The sequence below is a fragment of the Acidovorax sp. M2(2025) genome, from assembly GCF_049330835.1.
Lineage (GTDB): Bacteria > Pseudomonadota > Gammaproteobacteria > Burkholderiales > Burkholderiaceae_C > Acidovorax.
On record NZ_CP186262.1, the window covers coordinates 2,088,691 to 2,113,123 of the forward strand.

Here is a 24,433-nt window from a genome sequence, read left to right on the forward strand (position 1 = left end):
CCGGGGGTTCAGGTGGGCGAGGGCAGCCTGGCGTTGGGTTCATCTGACGCGAGATGATCACGCTCACCGGACGATGTACCAAGCCCGAGCTCATGGAGCATTGGTTCAAGGAAATATAAAGCCCAGCAGCTTCGCAGACCTGCCCATTGTAGGCGCTGGCAAGCCGTCTTGCAGGAACCGGTCTGCCGAAACCCGCGCCGCCAGGTGCGGCAAGCGCCACCCTTTGACTGCAGCCGCCGGGTTGTTAAAAAACAGCGGGCCGTGCGAAGGCTCTGTCAGAGCAGGCGGCCGTCGTCGCCCAGGGCTTCGTCCAGGCGATGGACCAAGTGGCGCAGGCGTTGTTCGTCGCCGTCTGCCAGCGCGGACTCCGGAGTGGATGCCGGGACTGCGGCGGGGGCCGGCGCCGCAGGGGCCGCGGCCTCGCGGTCGGCCACTTCAAAGGCGAGGTTCAGCGCCGCCAGCACGGCGATGCGCTCGCGCGCCCGCACCTTGCCGGCGTCGCGGATGCGCGTCATGGCCGTGTCCACGCGCTCCACGGCTTCCAGCAGCCGGCTTTCGTGCCCCTCGGGGCAGGACAGCAGGTAGCTTTGCTGCAGGATGTGCACCTCGATTTGCTTCATTCTGCTTCTTTCGTGACCGGGGTGGCGGCCGGGGGAAGGCGTTCGAGCAGGGCGTCCACCCGAGCGCGTGCGGCGCTGAGGCGGGACTTGAGCGAATCCCGCTCCTGCGTCAAGGCCGCCACCTGCTCAGCGAGCAGCGCATTGGTCCGTTGCAACTCGGCGTGGCGCAGCAGCAGGCGCTCCACGCGTTCGGCGATCTGGTCGGTGGTAGACGGGGACGGTGTGGCCATACAACCCTCGATTGTAGGGTTGCGGGCTGTAAACAGCCGTAAAATCCCGCCGTTGGTGCTCGCGGTGTGGTTCACATGCCGCAGTTCAACGGGAAGCAGGGAGGTCTCGCCCACCAGGGCCGGCCCAGCCTGCGCTGCCCCCGCAACGGTCAGCGGACGAGTCCTTGCGACTCTCTCTCCAACCACAAGCCACTGAGTGCCTTGAACAAGCGCTTGGGAAGGCGTTGGAGGGCGTTCCGCCAGCCCGGATACCGGCCAACACGGTGGTCGCCTGCGCTTCTTTTTTGAAGCGGCTCGCGGCTGTATCACCCACATGCTGGCGGGAGGCCGGCCCGGGTTGTTTGTTGACGTTGATTCCCATGAAATTCCGTACCCTTCGCGCGCGCTCCGCTGCGCGGCTGCGCCCGGCTGCTCCGCGCCTGGCCCTGCTGGCCCTGGCGGCCGGCAGCGCTTGCAGCGCCTTGTCCCAGACCGCGCCCGCCGGCGGCGAACTGCTGGCGCAGAACCTGCGCGCGCCGTCGCTGGCCGAAACCGTGGTGGCGGCCACCCGCAGCCCGCAGCCGCTGACCGACCTGGTGGCCGACATCTCCGTGGTGGACCGCGAAACCATCGAGAGCAGCGGCGCCACCGGCCTGGCCGACCTGCTGGCCCGCCTGCCGGGTGTGGAGTTTGCGCGCAACGGCGGGCCTGGCACGACCACGAGCGTCTATCTGCGCGGTGCGGAGTCGCGCTTCACGGCCGTGTTCATCGACGGCGTGCGCGTGGATTCGCAGGCCACCGGCGGCGCACCCTGGGAGAGCATCCCGCTGGGCCTGATCGACCGCATCGAGGTGCTGCGCGGCCCCGCCGGGGCGGTGTACGGATCTGACGCGCTGGGCGGCGTGGTGCAGATCTTCACCAAGCGCGGCGAAAAGGGCACCGCCCCCTATGTGGGCGCGGGTGTGGGCAGCCACGGCACGGCCAAGGTGGAGGCGGGCATCAGCGGCGCCAGCGGCACGGTGGACTACGCGCTGGGCCTGGAGCGCGAGAACAGCACGGGCTTCAACGCCCGCACGGTGTCCACGCAGAACCCCGACCGCGACAGCTACCGCTCCACCGCAGGCCACGCCCGGGTGGGCGTGCAGCTCAATGCCGCGCACCGGCTCGAAGGCACGCTGATGGTGAACGACACCAACAGCGGCTACGACAACGGCCTGGGCAAGGACGACCGCAGCCTGCACCAGATGCACGCGCTGGGCCTGAACTGGAGCGCGCAGTGGAGCAGCGCCTACAAGACGCGCCTGTCCATCACCGACTCGCGCGATGAATACGAAACGCGGCCATCGCCGTACCTGAGCGACACCCGCCTGCGCGGCTACTACTTCCAGAACGAATGGCGGCAGGGCCCGCACCTGGTGACGGCCGCGCTGGAGCGCCGCGAAGACCGCCTGGAGAACGCGCCCATCGACGCCAAGCGTTCGCAGGACGCCGTGGCCCTGGGCTATGGCTACAACGCGGCCGGGCATACGGTGCAGCTCAATGTGCGGCATGACTCCGACAGCGAATTCGGCGGCAAGACCACGGGCAGCGTGGCCTACGGCTACGCCATCACGCCGCAGTGGCGGGCCACGGCTTCGGTGGGCACGGGCTTTCGCGCGCCCACGCTGTACCACCGCTTCAGCGAGTACGGCGTGGCCACGCTGCGCCCCGAAAGCAGCCGCAACGCCGAGGTGGCGCTGCGCTATGCGCAGGGCAGCAGCACCTTCTCGGCGACGCTGTTCCGCAACCGCCTGACCAACCTCATCTCGTTTGCGGGGCCGGGCACCTGCGTCTCGGACTACGGCTGCTATGCCAACACCGCCCGCGCCGAGTACCAGGGCGTGACCTTTGCGGGTTCGCACCGGATGGGCGACGTCACGCTGCACGGCTCTGTTGACCTGCAACGCCCGCGCGACCTGGACACCGGCAAGCAGCTGGCGCGCCGCGCCAAGCGCCACGCCACCCTGGGCGCCGACACCCGCTGGGCGGGCTGGACGCTAGGGGCTGAAGTGCAGGCCTCGGCCCGCCGCTTCGACACCGTGGCCAACACCAACGTGCTGGGCGGCTACACGCTGCTCAACCTGTATGCCAGCACCCGCATCGCCCGCGACACCACGCTGCTCGCGCGCATCGACAACGTGGCCGACAAGGACTACCAGCTCGCGCGCACCTACGCCACGGCGGGCCGCACGGTGTACGTCGGGATCAAGTGGGCGCCGCAGTGACTTTGGCACCCACCGCTGCCGCCCGCTGCCCGGCGCTGCTGATCGCCGCCCCGGCTTCGGGGCAGGGCAAGACCACGGCCACCGCGGCCCTGGCGCGGCTGCACGCCCGCCGCGGGCTGCGCGTGCGGGTGTTCAAGTGCGGGCCGGATTTTCTGGACCCGCACTGGCACCAGCTGGCCAGCGGCGCCGCGGTGCACCAGCTCGACCTGTGGATGAACGGCGAGGCCGATTGCGCCCAGCGGCTGCACGCCGCGGCGCAGGCGTGCGACCTGATCCTGATCGAGGGAGTGATGGGCCTGTTTGACGGCACCCCCAGTGCCGCCGACCTGGCCCGGCGCTTTGGCGTGCCGGTGCTGGCGGTGGCCGATGCCTCGGCCATGGCCGGCACCTTCGGGGCGCTGGCGTTCGGCCTGCGCCATTACCGCCCGGGCCTGCCCTGGGCGGGCATCCTGGCCAACCGCGTTGGCAGCGAGCGCCATGCCGACATGTTGCGCGAGGGCCTGCAGGACCCGTCGGACTGGATGGGCGCGCTGCTGCGTGTCGCACCGGGGGCGGCCGCCGCGGGCGCCGCCCTGCTGCCGGAGCGGCACCTGGGCCTGGTGGCCGCGCACGAGCTGCAGGACAGCCTGCAGCGACTCGATGCCGCCGCCGACGCACTGGAGGCCACGCCGCTGGGCCAGATGGCGGCCGGCGACCTGCAGCGCTGGGCGGTGGAATTCGCCGCGCCGGCCCAGACCGTGCCGGTGCCGCCCCTGCTGGCGGGCCGCACGGTGGCGGTCGCGCGCGATGCGGCGTTCTGCTTTGTGTACGCCGCCAACCTGGAGTGCCTGGAGCAGATGGGCGCGCGGGTGGTGTTCTTCTCGCCGCTGCACGATGCGGCGCTGCCGCCCTGCGACGCCGTGTGGCTGCCGGGTGGCTATCCCGAGCTGCACACGGCGCAGATCGCCGCGAACACCGGCATGCAGGCCAGTCTGCGTGCCCATGGGGCCGCCGGCCGGCCCCTGTGGGCCGAATGCGGCGGGATGATGGCGTTGTTTGATTCCATCACGCTGGTCGACGGTGCCGTTGCACCCTTGTGGGGGCTGCTGCCGGGCCGCGTGGCCATGCAAAAGCGTCTGGCGGCCCTGGGGCCGCAGCAACTGACCGTGGCGGGGCACACCCTGCGCGGCCACACGTTCCACTATTCGACCAGCGATAGCCCTGCGCCGGTGGTGGCCCGCACGGCGCGCCCCGGCATGGCCGCGGCGCCGGACGCGGGCGAGGCGCTGTACCGGCGCGGCAGCATTCATGCCAGCTACTTCCACGCCTGGTTTCCGTCCAGCCCCGGGGCGGTGGCGCACCTGCTGGGCGGCGAGGGGGGCGAATGACGTCAGCCCCGCAGCGCATCACCACCGAACTGATCCTGGGCGGCCAGAAGAGCGGCAAGTCCCGCCGCGCCGAGATGCTGGCGCGGGACTGGCTGGCCGCATCGGCGGACCGCCGGGCCGTGCTGGTGGCCACGGCCCGGGCGTGGGGCGACGAGATGCGCGAGCGCATCGCCCGCCACCAGCGCGACCGCGCCGAGCGCGTGCCCGGCCTGCAGACCGTGGAGGAGCCCCGCGATGTGGCGGGCGCGCTGGCGCGGCACGCCTCTGCCCAGACGCTGGTGGTGGTGGACTGCCTGACGCTGTGGCTGACGCACTGGACGATGCCGCTGGGTGCCGAGACCATGGATTTTGAGCAAAAACAGGCCCTGGCCCTTGACTGGCAAGCGCAGGCAGCTATGTTTTTGGAAGCGGTTCGGAAATCCCCCGGGCCCGTTGTTCTGGTGGGCAACGAAATCGGCCTGGGGGTCATCCCGATGGGGCGCGAGGTGCGTGCCTTCGTGGATGCGCTGGGCACGCTGCACCAGCAGTTGGCCCAGGTGTGCCCGCGCGTCACACTGATGGCGGCGGGCCTGCCCCTCACGTTGAAAGAACCTTGCTGATGAAACCAACCCCCGTGCGCCGCATCCTGTGGGTCGTGGCCATTTTGTTGCTGCTGGGCCTGCTGATGGCGGGACTGGCGCGGGCGCAGCCGGTGCGCCTGCAGGACGACCGGGGGCGCCAGATTGCGCTGCCGCGCCCGCCGCAGCGCATCGTGAGCCTGCTGCCGTCGCTGGCCGAGAGCGTGTGCGCGCTGGAGCAGTGCCACCGCCTGGTGGGGGTGGACCGCTATACCAACTGGCCGGAGGATGTGGTCGGCAAGCTGCCCAAGGTCGGCGGCGGCCTGGACCCCAGCATCGAAGCCATCGTCGCGCTCAAGCCTGACGTGGTGCTGATGTCCGTCAGCTCGCGCGCCAGCGACCGGCTGGAGGCGCTGGGCCTCACCGTGGTGCAGCTGGAGCCCAAGACCCATGCCGACGTGCGCCGCGTGCTGGGCGCCCTGAGCGATCTGCTGGGCGTGCCCCGTGCGCAGGGGGCCGACCGCCTCTGGCGCGTGATCGATGCCGGCGTGCTCGCGGCGGCGCAGTCCCTGCCGCCCCGGGCCCGAAATGCGCGGGTGTATTTCGAGGTCAGCCGCGGGCCCTACGCCGCGGGGGAGGCATCCTTTATCGGCGAATCGCTCACCCGGCTGGGCGTGCGCAACGTGGTGCCGGCGTCGCTGGGGCCGTTTCCGCGCCTGAATCCCGAGTTCATCGTGCGCGCCGACCCCGACGTCATCATGATCGGCAACCGCAGCATGCAGGCCATGGTGCCGTACCCCGGCTGGGCCACCTTGCGCGCGATCCGTGAAAACCGGCTGTGCGTGTTCGGCCCCGGCGAGTCGGACGTGGTGGTGCGGCCCGGGCCGCGCATGGCAGAGGCCGCGCGCATAATGGCGCGTTGCCTGGGAGAAAAGGCTCCCCCTGAGTCGCCTGCGGCGCCTTCCCCCTCTCCTGCGGGAGGGGGACGCACCCCGTGGCCTGGCAAAGCCAGTTCCACGGGCGCCCTGGCCTGGGCCACGCCGGTTGCGTCAGCCGCGGGCGGTGCTGGCGCCGGAGAGCGTTTGACGTGACTGCGGCCCCCACCCATCGTCCCCAAGGCCGCCGTGCCGCCTGGTGCGCGGCGTGGCTGCTGCTGGCCAGCGTGGTGCTGGCCCTGTGCGGCGCCAGCGTGGGCAGCACGGGTTTTGACAGCGTGCTGCACATGCAGGGCGACCCGGTGGCCTGGCAGATCGTGTGGGACATCCGCCTGCCGCGCACGCTGGGGGCCTGGCTTGCAGGGGCGTTGCTGGGCCTGTCGGGCGCGGTGGCCCAGGGCTTGTTCCGCAACCCGCTGGCCGACCCGTACCTGCTGGGCAGTGCGTCCGGCGCGGCGCTGGGCGGGGCCGTGGCGATGGCGCTGTTCGGGGTGTCGCCGGTGGCGGCGCAGGGGCTGGCGCGCATCGGCATCACGGGCATGGCTTTTTTGGGCGCGGCGGGGGCGGTGATGCTCACGCTGGTCCTGGCGCGCGGGGTGCAGCACACGCTGCGCCTGCTGCTGGCGGGGGTGATCGTGGGCGTGGTGCTGGGGGCGCTGCGCGACCTGGTGGAACTGGCCTCGCCCGACATCCTGCAGGCCATGCAGGCCTTCACGCTGGGCAGCACCGCCTTTGCCGGCTGGGCGGCCTGCGCAGTGATGGCCGGGGCCCTGGCGCTGTGCACGCTGGTGGCATGGATGCTGGCACGCGCACTCGACGGCCTGACCCTGGGCGAGTCCACCGCCGCCAGCCTGGGCCTGCCGCTGGCGCCCATGCGCGCAGGCCTGGTGGCGGCCATGGCGCTGGCCACCGGCACGGCCGTGGCGCAGACGGGGCTGATCGCCTTTGTGGGCCTGGCCGCACCGCACCTGGTGCGCTCCATCGTGCGCGTGACGCACGAGCGGCACATCGTGCTGGCCAGCCTCATGGGCGCGGTGCTGCTGCTGGCGGCCGATATCCTGGCGCGCTGGGTGCTGGCGCCGCAGGAGCTGCCGGTGGGCGTGCTCACCGCAGCGCTGGGCGGAAGCTACCTGCTGTGGCTCATGCACCGGCGCACCGCGCGGGGAACGGCGCTATGAATTCAATCGCTATCCGCGCTTGCCACATCAGCGCCAGCATCGGAAACAGCCCCATCCTGCACGGCGTCGACCTGGCGCTGCCCGCCGGGCGGTGGACCAGCATCGTCGGCCCCAACGGCGCAGGCAAGTCCACCCTGCTCAAGGTGCTGGCCGGGCTGCTGCCGCACGCGGACGCGCGCGGTGAAGTGCAGCTGTTCGGCCGCCCGCTGGCGCAGCTGCCCGGGCGGGAACGCGCCCGGCAGCTGGCCTGGCTGGGGCAGAACGAAGGCTCGCCCGACGACCTGTCCAGCTACGACGTGGCCTTGCTGGGCCGCCTGCCGCACCAGCCCTGGCTGGCCCCGCCCAGTGCCGCCGACCACGCCGCGGTGGAGCAGGCGCTGCGTGCCACGCAGGCCTGGGACTGGCGCGAACGCCCGCTGTCGCAGCTCTCGGGCGGCGAACGCCAGCGCGTGCTGCTGGCGCGGGCGCTGGCCGTGCAGGCGCCGCTGCTGCTGATGGACGAGCCCCTGGCCAACCTCGATCCTCCGCACCAGACCGACTGGCTGCACACCGTGCGGGCGCTGGTGGAGGCCGGCGGCACCGTGGTCAGCGTGCTGCACGAGGTGTCGCTGGCGCTGCAGGCCGACGAGCTGGTGCTGATGGCGGGCGGGCGCGTGCTGCACCAGGGTGCCTGCGATGCGCCAGCCACGCACGCCGCGCTGGAAGAGGTGTTTGACCACCGCATCCGGGTGCGGCATGTCGATGGCCTGTGGATGGCTCTGCCATCGCTGCTGCGTACGAGCAGTCCACGAAACGACACATGAATTGAGGGAGTAGACGCATGAGCATTGAGTCGGGTTTTGCGCAGGTTGCGCAGATGCTGTTGTGGCCGGTGCTGGCGCTGGTGGGCCTGGCCTTCGTCTATGCACTGTGGACGGGGGGGGCCACGCTGATGGAAGCCTGGCAGCGCTGGCGCCAGCCGCAGTACCGCGCGTTGCGCGTGGCTTCTGGCGTGTCGATGGAAGAGCTGGAGCTGCAATTGGTGCGCCAGGTGGAGCCCGTGCGCCTGCTCAGCCGCCTGTCGCCCATGCTGGGACTGATTGCCACGATGATTCCGCTGGGCCCCGCGCTTCAGAGCGTGGCGGCGGGCAATGGCCAGCAGGCCCTGGCCGTGTTCAGCGGCGCCTTTGCGGGCGTGGTGCTGGCGCTGGCCGCAGCGTCGGTGGGCCTGGTGGTGTATTCGGTGCGCCGCCGCTGGCTGCTGGCCGAGCTGCTGCTGGTGCGCAAGGAGCTCGGGGTGGCGCAATGAGCGCCGCGCCGGGCCGCCCCAAGCAAGCGGTACACCGCAGTGCGCAGTGCGGAGGTGTTTTGTGACCTTGAAGCACCTGAGCATCCTTGCCGAGGACGATGACGACCCGATGCTGTCCGCCGTGAACCTGGTGGATGTGTTCCTGGTGCTGGTGGTGGCGCTGCTCACGGCCGTGGCCGTGCAGAGCCAGACCAGCGCGAATGAGAGCGTGACCATCATCCGCAATGCGGGCCGGCCCGACATGGAAGTGGTGGTACGCGAGCAGGGCAGGGAAGTGCGCTTCAAGGGCGCGGGCAGCGCGGCACAAGGGCAGGGCGTGCGTGCGGGCGTGGCCTACAAGCTCGAAGACGGCAACATCGTCTACATCCCTGAAACCGGTGCGACGCCTGCAGAAGCTGGCGCGGCCGTGCCTGAAAAGCCATGAGCGTGCGGACCCTGCGCGCGGTGCTGTGGTGCGTGCTGCTGCTGGCGGCGCCGCTGGTGCAGGCCGCGCAGTCTGCGCCGGTGCTGCTCTGGCTCGCGTCGGACATCACCCCCGCCCCCCGCACGGCCATGGTGCAACGCCTGGCCGCCGAGGCGGGCCTGGGCTTTGCGCGCATCGACTACCCCCTCGCGGGACCGGCAGTGCTGGACGCCGCAGGCGCACAGGAGCTGGAGCGCGCGCTGGCGGGCGCTGCGATGGTGTGGGTGGACGCGCCCCACGCCAGTGTGGAGGCGCGCTTGCGCCGCATGGCGGGGCCGCAGCTCGATGCGCGGGCCGCGCGCATCCCTGGCCGCGTGGTGTGGGTGCCTGCGGGCACGCCTGCAGCCGATCTGGCGGCACTGGACGCTCCCGCCCGCATGGTGGCTTACCTGCAGGCAGGCGGTCCGCGCAACCTGAAGAACGCCGTCGCCCTGGCGCGGGCCACGGTGGCGGGCGATGCCATGCCCACCTTGCCCGCGCCCGACATCCTGCCCCCCCGTGGCATCTACCACCCTGATGCCCCCCGCCTGCTGCCCCACGCCGCAGCGCTGGAGGCCTGGCGCCAGGGCCAGCCCGTGCAGCGCAGCCTCCCCGCCGTGGCCGTGCTGGTGCACCGCCACCACTTTGTCGATGGCAGCACCGAGTGGCTCGATGCCTGGCTGCGCAGCTTCCGCCAGCAAGGCCTGTTCGCCTACGCGGCCTTTGGCCAGCAGGTCACGGCGCAGACGCTGGCCGAGGTGCTGGAGTTGCCTGCCGAAGGGGGCTCCGGCCCCGGCCGCCTGCATGCCTCGGCCTTGGTGCTGCACCAGCTCGTGCCCCAGGCCGCTGCCCTGCAGCCGCTGCTGGCGCGCTGGGGCGTGCCCTTGCTGGGCACGCAGCCTTTCCGCGCGGGCGACGTTGCCGCCTGGGAGGCCAGCGACACGGGCCTGTCGCTGTCCGATGTGCCGTTCTACCTGGCGCAACCCGAGGCGGCGGGTGCCATCGATCCGGTGCTGGTCGCCGCCCACGGCGCCGAGGGCAAGGACTTTCGCTTCATCGAACGCCAGGCCCAGGCCGTGGCGGCCAAGGCGCGGCGGCTGATTGCGCTGCAGACCAAGCCTGCCGCCGACAAGCGCCTGGTGGCCATGGTCTACAACTACCCGCCGGGCGGCACCAACTTTGGCGCCTCGTTCCTCAATGTGCCGCGCAGCCTGGAGCAGGTGTCCGGTGGGCTGGCCCAAGCGGGCTACCGCACGCAGCAGGTGCCCGAGCAGGGCTGGATCGACGGCCTCAAGCCCTTGCTGGCTGCCTACTACCCTGGCTCCGATCTGCGCAAATTGCTCGAGTCGGGCCAGGCCGCAGCGCTGCCGCTGGCACGCTACGAGCAGCACCTGGCCACGCTGCCGAAGGCCGTCCAGGGTCGCATGAATGCGCACTGGGGCACCCCCGAGAAAAGCCGCTACGTGGTCGATTGGCAGGGCGAAAAGGTGTTCGCCATCCCGCGCCTGCAGGTGGGCCACCTCTCGGTGCTGCCCCAGCCCCCGCGCGAGGAAACCCTGCGCCTGGGCCAGAACCCCTTCATGCACAAAAGCAAGGCGCCGCTGTCGCACCACTACCTGGCCGTGTACCTGTGGGCGCAGCTGGAGGCCGACGCACTCATCCACTTCGGCACCCATGGCACGCAGGAATGGGCCGGTGGCAAGGCGCGTGCGCTCGATGTGCACGACGATGCACTGCTGCCGCTGGGCGACCTGCCCGTGGTGTACCCCTACATCGTGGACAACCTGGGCGAGGCCCTCACGGCCAAGCGCCGGGGCCGCGCCGTGCTGGTGAGCCACCGCACCCCCGTGTTCTCCCCCGCAGGCTTCGAGGCCCGCATGGCCCACATGCACGAGGTGATGCACGAATGGGAAACCGTGGACGAAGGCCCCACGCGCCGTGCGCTCGAAAAGCAATTGGTCGCGCAGTTTGTGGAGCACCAGCTGCACCGCGACCTGGGCTGGACGGCCGAGCGCATTGCGGCCGACTTCAGCGGCTTTCTTGAAATCCTGCACCCCTACCTGGACCAGCTCGCGCAAAGCTCCCAGCCCAAGGGCCTGGCCGTGTTCGGCCGTGTGCCCGCGCCCGAGCAGCGGCGCGAGACCATCCTGCAGGCGCTGCGCAAGCCGCTGATCGAAGCGCTGGGCGAGGACATCGACGAGGCTTTCCTCATCAAGCACGACGCGGTGCTGGCCGCACGCCCCGCCCGTTGGCTGGAAGTGGCCTTGAAGGATGCGCAGGCCGCGAGCGTGCTGGACCTGCGCCCCGCGCTGCCCGCACAGGCAGCAACGCCGGGCACGGCGGGGGCATCCGACGTGGTGCGCGCCGAAGACCATGTGCCCAACCGCGCCGCGCGCCAGCCCATCGACACGCCCGCGCTGCTGCAACTGGCCCAGCGCGCGCAAGAGCTGGAGCGCCTGCTCGCCACCGAGGGCGAACTGCCCGGCCTGCTGGCGTCACTGGAAGGCCGCTACCTAAGTGCCGCCTACGGGGGCGACCCCATCCGCAACCCCGACAGCCTGCCCACTGGCCGCAACCTCACGGGGCTGGACCCGAGCCGCCTGCCCACGCGCCAGGCCTACGCCGTGGCGCAGACGCTGTTCAACGACTGGTTCAAGGAATACCAAGCGCGCCACGGCGGCCGGGTGCCAGAGCGTATGGCGCTGTCGCTGTGGGCGGGCGAGACGCTGCGCCACCAGGGCATCATGGAGGCGCAGGCGCTGGTGGCGCTGGGCATGCGCCCGGTGTGGGATGACGCGGGCCGCCCGGCACGGGTCGAGACCATTCCCGCCGACGAGCTGAAGCGCCCGCGCGTTGATGTGCTCATGAGCATCACCGGCTCGTACCGCGACCAGTTCCCAGCGCTGATGGCGCTGCTGGACCGCGCGGTAGACCAGGCCGCCATGGCAGAGCCCGGCAACGTGATCGCACGCAACACCGACCAGATCGGCCAGGAGCTGCGCAAGCAGGGCGTGCCCCGCGCCCAGGCCGAGCAGCTGGCGCGCGTGCGTTCGTTCGGCAACGCAGTGGGCGACTACGGCACCGGCCTGTCGGACGCGGTGCAGAGCGACGGGCTGCAAACCAACGATGCGCGCCTGGGGCAGATGTTTTTGAAGCGCATGAGCCAGCCCTATCTGGACGGCGAGCCGGTGACGGGCGTGGCGGGCGGCACGGCCGCCAAGGCGCTGGGGGCGCACCTGCGTCGCACCGATGCCGCCATCCTCTCGCGCAGCTCGCACCTGTACGCCATGGTCAGCTCGGACGACCCGTTCCAGTACCTGGGCGGTCTCTCGGCCGCAGCCCGCGTGGCCGGGCGAGCGCAGGGGCTGGAGCTGCACGTGGCCCAGCTGCAGGATGCAGGAGAGCCCACCACCGAGACCGCGCAGCGCGCGATTGCGCTGGAGATGCAGTCCCGCTACCTGCACCCAGGCTGGCTCCAGGCGCAAAAGGCCGAAGGCTATGCGGGCACGCTGCAGGTGCTCAAGGCCGTGCAGTTCGCCTGGGGCTGGCAGGCCGTGGCGCCCGATACGGTGCGCAGCGACCACTGGCAAAGCTTCTATGACGTGCTGGTGCGCGACAAGCACCAGCTGGGCCTGCCCGAGTGGCTCAAGGAGCACCCGCAGGCCTACGCCCAGTCGCTGGAGCGCCTGGTGCAGGCGCAGCGCCAGGGCTATTGGCAGGCCGATGCCGGCACGCAGCAGCAGCTCGCACAGATGTACCAGGCACTGACCCGTGCGGCACCGCTGGCGGCCGAGCTGCCAGGCGTGCGGCGCTGGGTGGAACAGGCCGCTGGCGGTGCGCCTGCAGACCTGGCAGCGCCTGTGGGCATGGCCATTGCCACGCCGCAATCGCCTCCCGTGGCGGCGCCACAGCCTGAGCTCCCCGCTGCGGACTTGCCTCTGCCACCCGTGCAGGCAGGCGTGCCGCCCGCAGTACCCCCCGTCCCCGCCGTGGGCGTTTTGCTGCAACGGCAGCCGGAACGTGATGCGTCCGACGCCGTCGATGAGGGCAGCCCCGTGGAGCGCATGGCCCGCATCGTGGCCGCGTTGGCCATGGCGCTGGTGGTGCTCGCGGGCGCGGCGTGGCAAGCGCGCCGCCCATCCTCCTCCGTGCCCTGGCTGCAACCCGCTGGCCTGTGATGCCCGGCCTCTCTGAAAGAATCGACGCCATGCAAATAGAGACCCCACCCACCGAGAAGCGCTACGACAAGGCCGAGGGCGAGCGCCGCGGGCTGGTCATCGTCAACACGGGCGACGGCAAGGGCAAGAGCACGGCGGCTTTCGGGCTGGCGCTGCGGGCCCACGGCCGGGGCAAGGCCGTCAAGATCTTCCAGTTCATGAAGGTGCCCACCGCGCGCTTTGGCGAGCACCGCATGTTCGAGCAGATCGGCCTGCCCATCGAGGGCCTGGGCGACGGCTTCAGCTGGAAGAGCAAGGACCTCGACCACTCGGCGCAGCTGGCCCGCGATGGCTGGGAGAAGGCGCGCGCCGCCATCCTCTCGGGCGAGCACTTCCTGGTGGTGCTCGACGAAATCACCTACCCGCTGATCTACGGCTGGCTGCCGCTGGACGGCGTGCTGCAGACCCTGCGCGAGCGGCCCCGCGACGTGCACGTGTGTCTCACCGGCCGCCGCTGCCCGCCCGAGATCATCGAGCTGGCGGACACCGTGACCGAGATGCAGCTCGTCAAGCACGCCTTCAAGGCGGGCATTCCCGCGCAGCGCGGCATCGAGGACTGACGTGCAGCAGCGCCCTGCATGGCCATTTGCCCCGGCGCAGGCGCGCCATGGCTGAGTACGGGTTCGCGCCCTTGCTGAGCGGCGGCGGATGGCCCGCCGCGCTGGGGTGGATGGCCGCGCCAGTGCTGGCCCTGCTGGTGGACCGGTGGCTGGGCGAGCCGCCCGCGCCCTGGCACCCGGTGGTGTGGATGGGGCGGGCGCTGCAGCGGGTGGGCGACCGGCTGGCGCCCCCAGCCCCTGTGGCGCAGGATTTCAAGCGTTTTTGGCTTGCAGCGCTTTACTGGTGTGCGCTGGCAGCTATTGTTTTGATAGTGGCCCTGGCCGCGCAGCAACTGGTGTGGGTGCTGCTGCCGCCTGCCGTGGCCGGGCTGGCGCTGGGCGTGCTGCTCAAGCCGCTGCTCGCCTGGCGCATGTTGCACGACGAGGTGGTGGCGGTGGAAGTGGCGCTGGGCCAGTCGCTGCCCGCCGGCCGTGCCCAGCTGGCCTGGCTGGTGAGCCGGGACGTGAGCGCGCTCAGCGCGGTGCAGGTGCGCGAGTCGGCCATCGAGTCGCTGGCCGAGAACCTCAACGACTCCGTGGTGGCGCCGCTGTTCTGGTTTGCGCTGCTGGGCCTGCCCGGGGCCGCGCTCTACCGCTTTGCCAATACCGCCGACGCCATGTGGGGCTACCCCGGCATGCGGGGCGGCCGGTACTGGCAGTGGGCGGGCAAATGGGCGGCCCGGGCGGACGATGTGCTGTCGTGGGTGCCGGCGCGCCTCACGGCGGCCCTGCTGGCGCTGGTGGCCAGCGGCGTGCCGATGCGCGCCCTGGCGCGCCAGGCACGCAAGACGCCGTCGCCCAACAGCGGCTGGCCCATGGCGGCCATGGCCCTGGCGCTGGGCGTGCGGCTGGCCAAGCCGGGCGTGTACACGCTGCACGGGCACGGCCGGCACGCCGGCCCGCTGGATGTTCGCCGCGCGGCCCGCATCGGCCAGGCGGTGGTGGTGGCCGCAGTGCCGGCCGTGGCGCTGGTGCAAGGGCTGTGGCTGGCGTGGTGGTCCTATGGAGGAGGCACATGATGGACGGGAATGCAGGCGTGGATTCCGGTGGGCACGCCGTGCACGGCGGCCCCGATGCGCACGGCGTGCCGCTGCACGATTTCTCCACCAACAGCAACGCCGCCGGGCCCTGCGAGGAAGCCCTGCACGCGGTGCAGTCGGCGGACCCGCGGCACTACCCCGACCCGGGATACGGAGCGCTGCGCGAGGCCCTGGGCGCATTCCACGGCGTGGCGCCGGGCCGCGTGGTGCTGGCGGCCAGTGCCAGCGAATTCATCCACCGCATGACCGCGCTGGCCGCGCTGCAGGGGGCGCGGCACGTGGCCGTGCCGCTGCACGGGTTTGGCGAATATGCGCGGGCCGCACAGGCGCGGGGCCTGGCCGTGGAGCGGTTGCGGCGGGACGCGCCCGCGCCGCTGCAGTGGGCCTGCGAGCCGTCCAGCCCCCTGGGCCAGGCGGAGCCCGTCGTGCGCACCTGGACGGCGCCAGCGGCGCCTGCGTTGCGGGTGGTGGACTGCGCCTACGTCCCCCTGCAACTGCTCCCTGGCACCGTGTGGCCGGCCGCGCCGGTGGCGCACGGGGCGGGCTGCTGGCAGCTGTGGACCCCCAACAAGGCGCTGGGCCTGACGGGCGTGCGCGCGGCCTATGCCATCGCGCCGGCGGGGGACGATGCCCTGGCCCAGGTGCAGGCGCTGGATGCGCTGGCGCCCGCGTGGCCGGTGGGCGCGCACGGCGTGGCGCTTTTGCAGGCCTGGGTGCGGCCCAGCGTGCAGCGGTGGCGGGTGTACAGCCTGGACACCCTGCGCAGCTGGAAGGCGCGGCAGGAGGCGCTGTGCATCGACCTGGGCTGGTCGGTCCACGCCGGCAGCCTGGCCAACTATTTCTGTGCCCAGCCCGACACGGCCGGCGACCTGCCCGCGCTGCAGCAGGCCCTGGCTGCGCTGCGGCGCAGCGGCATCAAGCTGCGCGACTGCAGCTCCTTCGGCCTGGCCGGCTCGGTGCGCCTGGGCGTGCTGCCGCCGGCCGCGCAAGACGCGCTGCGCGCCGCCTGGGGTGCCCTGCCGCGAAGCCGCCGTAACATGCCCGTCCCTTCTGCATGAAAGACATCCCTGTGGTGCGAACTGTCCAAATCACCCGCTATGTCACGCCGCTGCGTGAGGGCGGCTCCATGCCCGCGGTGGTCGAAGCCGACGACCTGGGCCTGTACGTGCTCAAGTTCCGCGGGGCGGGGCAGGGCGTGCGCGCGCTGCTGGCCGAGATGATTGCGGGCGGCATCGCCCGCGCCCTCGGTCTGCCCGTGCCCGAGATCGTGCTGGCGCAGCTGGATCCGATGCTCGCCCAGACCGAGCCCGACCCCGAGATCCAGGACCTGGTCCGCGCCAGCGGCGGCCTCAACGTGGGGCTGGACTACCTGTCGGGCGCGCTCAACTTCGACCCGGCGGTGGACGCGGTGTCTGCCGATTTCGCCTCGCGCCTGGTGTGGTTCGACGCGCTGGTCGGCAATGTGGACCGCACGGCCCGCAACACCAACCTGCTGGTGTGGCACCGCCAGCCCTGGCTGATCGACCACGGCGCGGCGCTCACCTTCCACCATGCGTGGAACGGCTCCGTGGCCCAGCCGGCCCGGCCGTTTGCGCCGATCGCCGAACACGTGCTGCTGGGGCAGGCCACGGCGCTGGCCGCGGTGGATGCCGAACTGGCCGCGCGCCTCACGCCCGAGGTGGTCGCGGGCATCCTGGCCGAGGTACCCGACGAGTTCCTGCAGCTCGCGGGGGCCGAGCATGCGGAAGGACCGCTGTCGGCGCCCGCAAGCCACCGCCAGGCCTACGTGGACTACTTTTGCGCGCGGCTTTCGGGGCGCGAAACCTGGGTAGGTGCGTTGAAGGAGGCCGCCGATGCACGCGCCTGAGATCTACGACTACGCCATCGTGCGCGTGGTGCCGCGCGTGGAGCGCGAGGAGTTCATCAACGCAGGCGCCATCGTCTCGTGCCAGCGCACGGGCTTCCTGCGGGCCGCCATGGCGCTGGACGAGGCGCGCCTGCGGGCGCTGGACCCCCGCGCCGACCTCGACACCGTGCGCCGCCACCTGGGCGCCATCGTGGCCATCTGCGCGGGCGAGCCGGGCTGCGGCCCCATCGCCCAGCTGCCGTACCGCGCGCGCTTCCATTGGCTCACGGCGCGGCGCAGCGGCGTCATCCAGACCTCGCCCGTGCACACCGGCCGCTGCACCGATGCGGCGGCGGCGCTGGAACACATCCTGGACCGCATGGTCCGGCCCCTGCCATGACCGCAAAGACTTCTCCCCCGCTGGCCCGCTGCGTGATGGTGCTGGGCACCACCAGCGGCGCGGGCAAGAGCTGGCTGGCCACCGCGCTGTGCCGCTGGTACAGCCGCCAGGGCCTGAAAGTGGCGCCCTTCAAGGCGCAGAACATGAGCAACAACGCCCGCGTGGTGCCCGCCTCCGATAGTGCGCTGGGCGAGATCGGCAGCGCCCAGTACTTCCAGGCGCTGGCCGCGCGGGCCACGCCCGACGTGCGCATGAACCCCCTGCTGCTCAAGCCCGAGGCCGACACCCGAAGCCAGGTGGTGCTGATGGGCCAGGTGCATGCCGAGCTGACGGCGCTGCCCTGGCGCGGCCGCAGCGAGCGCGTGTGGCCGCAGATCGCCGCCGCGCTGGACGCGCTGCGCGCCGAGAACGACGTGGTGGTGATCGAAGGCGCGGGCTCGCCCGCCGAGATCAACCTGCACGCGAGCGACATCGTGAACATGCGCGTGGCCCGCCACGCCGGCGCGCGCTGCCTGCTGGTGACCGACATCGACCGGGGCGGCGCGTTTGCCCACCTGTACGGCACCTGGGCGCTGCTGCCCGGGGACGAGCGCGCGCTCATCCACGGCTTTGTGCTCAACAAGTTCCGGGGCGATGCCAGCCTGCTGGCGCCCGCACCGCAGATGCTGCAGGAGCTGACGGGCGTGCCCACCGTGGCCACGATCCCTATGCAGTGGCACCACGGCCTGCCCGAAGAAGACGGTGTGTTTGATGGCCGCAGCACCACGGCGGGTGCCGTGCACACCACCGTGGCCGTGGTGGCCTACCCGCGCATCAGCAACCTGGACGAGTTCCAGCCGCTCAAGAACGTGGCCGGCGTGCGCCTGCTGTGGGCGCGCAGCCCGGCCGACTTGGCGGGCCTCAAGCCCACCGACTGGGTGGTGCTGCCCGGCTCCAAATCCACCGCTGCCGATCTGGCCTGGCTGCGCGCCCAAGGCCTGGACCAGGCCATTGCCCAGCACGCGGGGCAGGGCGGCACCGTGCTGGGCGTGTGCGGGGGGCTGCAGATGCTGGGCGAGGCGCTGATCGACACGGCAGGCATCGACGGCAATGCGCCGGGCCTGGGCCTGCTGCCGCTGGTCACCGTGTTCGAGCCCGCCAAGACGGTGCGGCGCACCTGTGCGGCGTTCGGGCCGCTCACTGGCGCCTGGGGCCCGCTCTCGGGCGTGCGCGCCGAGGGTTATGAAATCCACCACGGCCAGACGGCCCAGCATCCCGCCATGGCCGCCAAGGGCGACGTGGCGCGGGAGATCGTGCCCGGCATCGCCTGGCAGAACCCGGCGGGCAATGTGCTGGGCGTGTACCTGCACGGTTTGTTCGAAGACGCCGCCGTGCTGCAGGCCCTGTTTGGCGCCCGGGCGCCCACGCTGGACAGCGTGTTTGATGGGCTGGCCGATGGCGTGGCCCGGCATTTCGCACCCGGCGTGCTGGAGGCGCTCATCGCGTAAGCACTCCGCAGAGTGCCGGCTGCTATCATCGCGCCCCTCAGGTGTCCGCTGCCGTAATGGCAACGGGAGAATCGGGAAGGCGGTGCAAATCCGCCGCGTGCCCAACGCTGTAAGGACGATGCCGCGCACACATGCCACTGGCTGCCAAGCCGGGAAGGCGTGCCCAGGCAGACGACTCCAAGCCAGAAGACCGGCCTGAGCCACTCTTGGCGCTGCAAGGCCGGGCAGCGCTGCCACTATTCAAGCACAGGGAACTGCCATGAATACCAGCGCCGTGGCGCAAGCCACGCCGAGCGTTCACGCCTTTACGCAAGAGGCCCGCGACGCCGTCTACCACGCCATCTTTTCACGCCGCGATGTGCGCGGGCAATTTTTGTCCACGCCCGTGCCGGACGAAGTTCTGAGCCGCCTCCTCACCGCCGCGCACCATGCGCCCTCGGTAGGCTTCATGCAGCCCTGGAATTTTGTGGTGGTGCGCTCGCCGGACACCAAGCGCCGCGTGTATGACGCCTTTGCCAAGGCCCACGCCGAAGCCGCCGCCCTGTTCGAGGGGGACAGGCGCGCCACCTACCAGAAGCTCAAGCTCGAAGGCATCATCGAGTCGCCCGTGGGCATCTGCGTTACCTGCGACCGCGAGCGCACCGGCCCTGTGGTGGTAGGGCGCACCCACATGAAGACGATGGACCTGTACAGCAGCGTCTGCGCCGTGCAGAACCTTTGGCTGGCCGCGCGCGCCGAGGGGCTGGGCGTGGGCTGGGTCAGCATCTTCCACCAGGCGGAGCTGCAGGAGGCGCTGGGCATTCCCGAAGGCATCACGCCCATTGCCTATCTGTGTGTGGGCTTTGTGAGCCACTTCCATGCCAAGCCCGAGCTGGAAACCGTCGGCTGGCTGCCACGCCTGCCCGTGGAGGACCTCGTGTATTTCGACCAATGGGGCCAGCGCGACGACCAGCAGCCCCTCATCGCCCACCTGCAGCGCGACCAGGCCGCCGCCCAGCGCGGGCGCGAGGCCATCGCCTGACTTCGCCACTGCGCGCCGACCGGCCGCAGCCGTTGCGCCATTGATCGCGCGGGCCTGCCTGTGCGGGTCGCGCTACCTCTTGATTGAAAGTTGAACACACCATGAATGCCCACTTGCCCCTGATTGCCGACATTGCCGACCCGCAGCTCACCCAGGCCCTGCAGCACAAGCTGGACCACAAGACCAAGCCCCTCGGTTCCCTGGGCCTGCTGGAGCGTCTGGCACTGCGCCTGGGGCTGATCCTTGGCACCGAAGCCCCCGCCTTGCACGCCCCCCAGATGCTGGTGTGCGCGGGCGACCATGGCCTGGCCGCGCGGGGGGTGTCGGCCTTCCCGAGCGACGTGACCTGGCAGATGGTGGAGAACTTCCTGGCCGGCGGTGCGGCCGTGAGCGTGCTGGCGCGCCAGCACGGCCTGGGCCTCACGGTGGTGGACTGCGGCGTGGCCCGGCCGATCGCTGCGCGCGATGCGGCGCCCGGCCAGCCGCGCCTGCTGCTGCGCAAGGTGGCGCCAGGGACGCAGGACGCCTCGGCCGGCCCCGCCATGACCGCCGGCCAGTGCGCGCAGGCCATCAGCAACGGCATGGAGGTGGTGCGCAGCCTGCCCGGCAATGCGCTGCTGCTCGGCGAGATGGGCATCGGCAACACCTCGGTGGCGTCGCTGCTGCTGGCGCGCCTGGCCGGCCTGCCGCTGGCCGAGGTGACGGGCGCCGGCACGGGCCTGGATGCCGCGGGCATCGAGCGCAAGCGTGCCGTGCTGCAGCAGGCGCTGGACACCAACGCGGCGGCCACCGGCCCGCTGGAGGCGCTGGCCGCGCTGGGCGGCTACGAGGTGGCAACGCTGGTGGGCGCGGTGCTGCAGGCCGCGGCCGAGCGCCGCGTGATCGTGGTGGACGGCTTCATCACCAGCGCGGCCGTGCTGGTGGCCAGCCGCATCGCCCCGCAGGTGCTGCAGCGCTGCGTGTTTGCCCACCGCTCGGGCGAGCGGGGCCACAGCCTGATGCTGGCGCAGATGCAGGCCGAACCGCTGCTGGACCTGGGCCTGCGCCTGGGCGAGGGCTCGGGCGCGGCGCTGGCCTGGCCGCTGCTGCAGTCGGCCTGCGCGGTGCTGTTGGAAATGGCGAGCTTTGAATCGGCCGGCGTGGCCACGGCGTCGGCCTGAACCTGCCGCACAGCCCGGCGCGCTCAGTCCACGCAGGTCCGGTTGCGGCCCTGGGCCTTGGCGCGGTACAGGGCCGCGTCGGCACGCGACAGCATGCTGTCCAGCGTTTCGTGCTTGCCCGTCCAGCTGGTCAGGCCGATGCTGACCTCGCAGTCCAGCGGGTGCCCGGTGGCCAGCGTGGCGTGGATGCGCTGCGCCACCACCAGGGCGGCTTCGACGTCGGCGAACGGCAGCAGCACCAGAAACTCTTCCCCGCCGTAGCGCCCCAGCCGGTCGCCGCGCCGCAGCGCCTGGCGCGTGCGCTCGGCAAAATGCGCCAGCACCGCGTCGCCGTGCTGATGGCCCCCGTGGTCGTTCACCGCCTTGAAGTTGTCGAGGTCCACCATCATGATGGACGGGCCCTGGCCATGGCGGCGCGCGCGTTCCAGCTCGTCCTCGCAATGCTCCAGCAGCGCGCGCCGGTTCAGCGTCTGGGTGAGCGAGTCGTGGGTGGCCAGGTGCTCCAGTTCGGTGCGAAGGCGGTCGGTGGCCATCAGCACGGCGCCGATGGAGAGCATCAGCACCGTGAGCACGTAGGCCCCGATGTAGAGCGTCTGGAACAGCGAGGGCTCCATCAGGTGCTCACCCGCATGGCCGGACAGGATGGAGGCGAGCCGCATGGCCAGCACGCCCATGTGCAGCACCAGCACCACCTCCACCATCCGCACCGGAAAGCCGTTGCCGCCGTGGCGCAGCATGAAGCGAAGCTGCGCGCCGTAGATGGCGCCCATCACCAGGGTGAAGAAGCCCACCCGCAGCGCATAGTGGGGCAGCCAGTAGGTGAGGAGGGTGAACACCACCGTGGTCGCCACCATCACGGCATTCCATAGGCGCCACGGGGTGGCCTGGCCCATGAAGCGGCGCGTGCCCATGTAGTACACCACCGTGCCCAGCACCAGCAGCTGGTTGGCCAGGATCAGACTGAGCCAGTCGGGCACAAAGCCGCGCGTACCGAACAGCACGGTGGACACCAGCCACAACACCGGCGCGGCAGCCCACGCGCCCACGCCGTGGATCCACGGCGGGTAGTGGCGCCGCATGAACAGCAAGACCACCGCCATGACGGCCGACATGAATCCCGCCATCGCGATCAACGAGCGTGGGTCGAGGTTCGTCATCCGTCGGTGCTGGGGTGGCGGGACGTAAATAAATGTATCTTGCCGCCCCAGTATAGCCATTGCAGGCCATCGGAGGAGGGGGCTTTCCAGGGGGGCAGGGGGCCGGCAGCACAGTGTGGGTGCGGTGCTGCCCGGTGTTGGTGCGTTTTGTATGCAAAGTGGATTTTTGATTGTGTACAAACTGGCATGGGGTTTGCGTACACCGTGGCCATGCAAGCCTCCCCATCCGCCCCACCGGCCCCGGCGGCCGTCGAGATCGTCGCCCTGACCAAGCGCTATGCGCAGGGCAAGCCGGCCGTCGACGCCATCAACCTGCGCATCGCCAGCGGCAGCTATTGCTGCCTGCTGGGGCCGTCGGGCTGCGGCAAGAGCACCACCTTGCGCATGATTGCGGGGCACGAGTCCGTGACCAGCGGCGACATCCTGCTGGAGAACCGCAACATCACCGATCTGCCCGCCGCCGCGCGCGGCACGGCCATGATGTTCCAGAGCTTTGCGCTGTTCCCGCACCTCTCGGCACTGGACAACGTGGCCTTCAGCCTCAAGATGAAAGGCGTGGCCAAGGCCGAGCGCCAGGCCAAGGCGCGCGACCTGCTGGAGCGCGTGGCCCTGGGCCATCTGGCAGAGCGCAAGCCTGCCGAACTCTCGGGCGGGCAGCAGCAGCGCGTGGCGCTGGCACGGGCCCTCATCACCCAGCCGCGGGTGCTGCTGCTGGACGAGCCGCTGTCTGCGCTGGATCCCTTCCTGCGCATCCAGATGCGCGCCGAGCTGCGCCGCTGGCAGAAGGAGCTGGGCCTGACGTTCATCCATGTCACCCACAGCCAGGAAGAAGCCATGGCCCTGGCCGACACCATGGTGGTGATGAACCACGGCGTGATCGAGCAAGTAGGCTCCCCACACGAGGTCTACAACCGGCCCGCCAGCGAGTTTGTGGCGCGCTTCATGGGCGGCCACAACGTGATTGACACACCCGAAGGCAAGGTGGGCGTGCGCACGGACCACCTGCAGATCGCCCCCGCCCAGGCCGAGCTGCCCTGGGGTGCCCAGCGCATGCAGGCTGTGGTGACCGATGTGGAGTACCAGGGCACCTACGTGCTGGTGGGCCTGCAAAAGCACGGCGCAGTTCTGTCGGCCAACGCCACGGCAGCCTATTCGGTGATGGTGTCAGAAGCCGCCTTTGCCGCGCAGCCCTACCAGGTGGGGCAGGGCGTGCAGCTGCACTGGACGCCTGAGCAGGCGCATCCGCTGTCCGTAGCCGCCTGACCGTATCCCTACGCACCCCCCTTTTTCACCCGTCCCTTCCGCAACCCAAGGAGTTTTCCCATGTCCGATGCTTCCCGTGCTGATTCCCCTGTCGTTGTCTCCGATGCCTCTGGCGTTGTCCGTGAAGCCACTGGTGTGGCTCGCCGCTCGCTGCTCAAGGGCACGGCGGGCATCCTGGCCGCTGGCATGTTCCCGGCCGTGCATGCGCAAGAGAAGATCGTGCTGCGCTACCTGGGCACGGCCGTGAACCAGGACAAGGCGATTGCCGAGAAATTCAAGGCCGACACCGGCATCGAGATCCAGTACGTGGCGGTGACCACGGACGACGTGACCAAGCGCGCCGTCACGGCGCCCAACAGTTTTGACCTGATCGACACCGAGTACTTCTCGCTCAAGAAGATCGTGCCCACGGGCAACCTCAAGGGCATTGATACCAAGCGCATCAAGAATGCCGACAAGATCACCACGCTGTTCACCACCGGCATGGTGGCGGGCAAGGCCGTGGGCGACCAGGGCACGGCGCCCAAGAAGGTGATCTACCTGGAAGGCGAAAAGTCCAAGAAGTTTGCGACCGCGCCCACGCAGTTCATGAGCCTGATCCCCACCGTGTACAACGCCGACACGCTGGGCATTCGCCCCGATCTGATCAAGCGCCCCATCAATTCGTGGGCTGAGCTGCTGAACGCCGAATTCAAGGGCAAGGCCGCCATCCTGAACATTCCTTCGATCGGCATCATGGACGCTGCCATGGTGGTCGAGGCCATGGGCCTGTACAAGTACCCCGACAAGGGCAACATGACCAAGAAGGAGATTGATCTCACGATCAAGACCCTGATCGAAGCCAAGAAGCAGGGTCAGTTCCGCGCGCTGTGGAAGGACTTCAACGAGTCGGTGAACCTGATGGCATCGGGCGAAGTGGTGATCCAGTCGATGTGGAGCCCGGCTGTGACGGCTGTGCGCACGAAGGGCATTGCCTGCAACTTCCAACCGCTGAAGGAAGGCTACCGCGCCTGGGCTGCGGGCTTTGGTTTGCCCACCACATTGTCGGGCCGCAAGCTCGATGGCGCGTATGAGTTCATCAACTGGTTCCTGGACGGCTGGGCCGGTGCCTACCTGAACCGCCAGGGCTACTACAGCGCCGTGCTGGAGACAGCCAAGGCCAAGATGGAAGCCTACGAATGGGCCTACTGGATGGAAGGCAAGCCCGCCACGCAGGACATCAAAAGCCCCAACGGCGACGTGCTGGCCAAGGCCGGCGCGGTGCGCGACGGCGGCAGCTATGAATCGCGCATGGGCGGCATTGCCTGCTGGAACGCGATCATGGATGAGAACAACTACATGGTCCAGAAATGGAACGAATTCGTGGCCGCTTGATGGGCTGAG

The 24,433-nt window shown here is 70.5% G+C and carries 21 protein-coding genes, 1 pseudogene and 2 riboswitches; of the genes and pseudogenes, 19 read left to right on the plus strand and 3 right to left on the minus strand.

Annotation, left to right across the window (positions count from 1 at the left end):
- Positions 1–275: 275 nt before the first annotated feature.
- Both ACOYR3_RS09695 and ACOYR3_RS09700 read right to left on the minus strand, forming a co-directional pair.
- Complete coding sequence (locus ACOYR3_RS09695; protein ID WP_422846224.1) at positions 276–620, minus strand: cell division protein ZapA; 345 nt, start codon at positions 618–620, stop codon at positions 276–278.
- Complete coding sequence (locus tag ACOYR3_RS09700) at positions 617–850, minus strand: DUF904 domain-containing protein (RefSeq protein ID WP_291484167.1); 234 nt, start codon at positions 848–850, stop codon at positions 617–619. Before ACOYR3_RS09700 ends, ACOYR3_RS09695 begins: the two co-directional genes overlap by 4 nt.
- 36 nt (positions 851–886) lie before the next feature.
- Positions 887–1,124: riboswitch (cobalamin riboswitch) on the plus strand.
- An 85-nt stretch (positions 1,125–1,209) separates the two neighbouring features.
- On the opposite strand from ACOYR3_RS09700, the gene ACOYR3_RS09705 reads away from it, so the two are divergent.
- The 17 genes and pseudogenes from ACOYR3_RS09705 to cobT all read left to right on the plus strand — a co-directional run bounded on the left by ACOYR3_RS09705 (position 1,210) and on the right by cobT (position 20,630).
- Positions 1,210–3,093 carry a TonB-dependent receptor domain-containing protein gene (locus ACOYR3_RS09705; protein WP_422846225.1) on the plus strand — a complete coding sequence of 628 codons (1,884 nt, stop codon included), beginning with the start codon at positions 1,210–1,212 and terminating at the stop codon, positions 3,091–3,093.
- The gene (locus ACOYR3_RS09710) at positions 3,090–4,460 is read left to right on the plus strand and encodes a cobyrinate a,c-diamide synthase (RefSeq protein WP_422846226.1); all 1,371 of its coding nucleotides are present in this window, start codon (positions 3,090–3,092) and stop codon (positions 4,458–4,460) included. Before ACOYR3_RS09705 ends, ACOYR3_RS09710 begins: the two co-directional genes overlap by 4 nt.
- The gene (locus tag ACOYR3_RS09715) at positions 4,457–5,059 is read left to right on the plus strand and encodes a bifunctional adenosylcobinamide kinase/adenosylcobinamide-phosphate guanylyltransferase (RefSeq protein ID WP_422846227.1); all 603 of its coding nucleotides are present in this window, start codon (positions 4,457–4,459) and stop codon (positions 5,057–5,059) included. Before ACOYR3_RS09710 ends, ACOYR3_RS09715 begins: the two co-directional genes overlap by 4 nt.
- A pseudogene (locus tag ACOYR3_RS09720) lies at positions 5,059–5,958 on the plus strand (ABC transporter substrate-binding protein); the annotation flags it as partial. The gene ACOYR3_RS09715 and the pseudogene ACOYR3_RS09720, both read left to right, overlap by 1 nt.
- 146 nt (positions 5,959–6,104) lie before the next feature.
- A complete protein-coding gene (locus tag ACOYR3_RS09725) occupies positions 6,105–7,130 on the plus strand; it encodes a FecCD family ABC transporter permease (protein WP_422846228.1) in 1,026 nt (341 codons plus the stop codon).
- Positions 7,127–7,933, plus strand: a complete 807-nt coding sequence (locus ACOYR3_RS09730; protein WP_422846229.1) for an ABC transporter ATP-binding protein — start codon at positions 7,127–7,129, stop codon at positions 7,931–7,933. Before ACOYR3_RS09725 ends, ACOYR3_RS09730 begins: the two co-directional genes overlap by 4 nt.
- Before the next feature lie 17 nt (positions 7,934–7,950).
- Positions 7,951–8,418, plus strand: a complete 468-nt coding sequence (locus tag ACOYR3_RS09735) for a hypothetical protein (RefSeq protein WP_422846230.1) — start codon at positions 7,951–7,953, stop codon at positions 8,416–8,418.
- A gap of 61 nt (positions 8,419–8,479) precedes the next feature.
- The gene (locus ACOYR3_RS09740) at positions 8,480–8,842 is read left to right on the plus strand and encodes a DUF2149 domain-containing protein (protein WP_422846231.1); all 363 of its coding nucleotides are present in this window, start codon (positions 8,480–8,482) and stop codon (positions 8,840–8,842) included.
- Complete coding sequence (gene cobN, locus ACOYR3_RS09745) at positions 8,839–13,038, plus strand: cobaltochelatase subunit CobN (RefSeq protein WP_422846232.1); 4,200 nt, start codon at positions 8,839–8,841, stop codon at positions 13,036–13,038. Before ACOYR3_RS09740 ends, cobN begins: the two co-directional genes overlap by 4 nt.
- A 29-nt stretch (positions 13,039–13,067) precedes the next feature.
- On the plus strand, positions 13,068–13,637 hold the full coding sequence (gene cobO / locus ACOYR3_RS09750; protein WP_422846233.1) for a cob(I)yrinic acid a,c-diamide adenosyltransferase: 570 nt from the start codon (positions 13,068–13,070) through the stop codon (positions 13,635–13,637).
- Between the two features lie 47 nt (positions 13,638–13,684).
- On the plus strand, positions 13,685–14,695 hold the full coding sequence (gene cbiB, locus ACOYR3_RS09755) for an adenosylcobinamide-phosphate synthase CbiB (protein WP_422846234.1): 1,011 nt from the start codon (positions 13,685–13,687) through the stop codon (positions 14,693–14,695).
- A complete protein-coding gene (locus ACOYR3_RS09760; protein WP_422846235.1) occupies positions 14,695–15,774 on the plus strand; it encodes an aminotransferase class I/II-fold pyridoxal phosphate-dependent enzyme in 1,080 nt (359 codons plus the stop codon). The genes cbiB and ACOYR3_RS09760 overlap by 1 nt, the downstream gene beginning before the upstream one ends.
- Entirely contained in the window at positions 15,771–16,583 is an 813-nt protein-coding gene (locus ACOYR3_RS09765) for a HipA family kinase (protein WP_422846236.1), read from the plus strand. The genes ACOYR3_RS09760 and ACOYR3_RS09765 overlap by 4 nt, the downstream gene beginning before the upstream one ends.
- Entirely contained in the window at positions 16,570–16,962 is a 393-nt protein-coding gene (locus ACOYR3_RS09770) for a DUF3037 domain-containing protein (protein WP_422846237.1), read from the plus strand. Before ACOYR3_RS09765 ends, ACOYR3_RS09770 begins: the two co-directional genes overlap by 14 nt.
- Entirely contained in the window at positions 16,959–18,449 is a 1,491-nt protein-coding gene (locus ACOYR3_RS09775) for a cobyric acid synthase (RefSeq protein ID WP_422846238.1), read from the plus strand. Before ACOYR3_RS09770 ends, ACOYR3_RS09775 begins: the two co-directional genes overlap by 4 nt.
- 22 nt (positions 18,450–18,471) lie before the next feature.
- Positions 18,472–18,662, plus strand: a riboswitch (cobalamin riboswitch).
- 46 nt (positions 18,663–18,708) lie between these two features.
- Complete coding sequence (bluB, locus tag ACOYR3_RS09780; protein ID WP_422846239.1) at positions 18,709–19,470, plus strand: 5,6-dimethylbenzimidazole synthase; 762 nt, start codon at positions 18,709–18,711, stop codon at positions 19,468–19,470.
- Positions 19,471–19,571: 101 nt separating this feature from the next.
- Entirely contained in the window at positions 19,572–20,630 is a 1,059-nt protein-coding gene (gene cobT, locus ACOYR3_RS09785; protein WP_422846240.1) for a nicotinate-nucleotide--dimethylbenzimidazole phosphoribosyltransferase, read from the plus strand.
- Between the two features lie 23 nt (positions 20,631–20,653).
- Here the strand turns inward: cobT and ACOYR3_RS09790 are convergent, their stop codons facing one another.
- On the minus strand, positions 20,654–21,787 hold the full coding sequence (locus tag ACOYR3_RS09790; protein WP_422846241.1) for a GGDEF domain-containing protein: 1,134 nt from the start codon (positions 21,785–21,787) through the stop codon (positions 20,654–20,656).
- Positions 21,788–21,997: 210 nt separating this feature from the next.
- Here ACOYR3_RS09790 and ACOYR3_RS09795 point away from each other — a divergent pair, with 210 nt between their 5' ends.
- Positions 21,998–23,050 carry an ABC transporter ATP-binding protein gene (locus tag ACOYR3_RS09795; protein ID WP_422846242.1) on the plus strand — a complete coding sequence of 351 codons (1,053 nt, stop codon included), beginning with the start codon at positions 21,998–22,000 and terminating at the stop codon, positions 23,048–23,050.
- A gap of 60 nt (positions 23,051–23,110) precedes the next feature.
- Positions 23,111–24,424 (plus strand): ABC transporter substrate-binding protein, encoded by a 1,314-nt coding sequence (locus ACOYR3_RS09800; protein ID WP_422846243.1) that lies wholly within the window; start codon positions 23,111–23,113, stop codon positions 24,422–24,424.
- Positions 24,425–24,433: the final 9 nt, after the last annotated feature.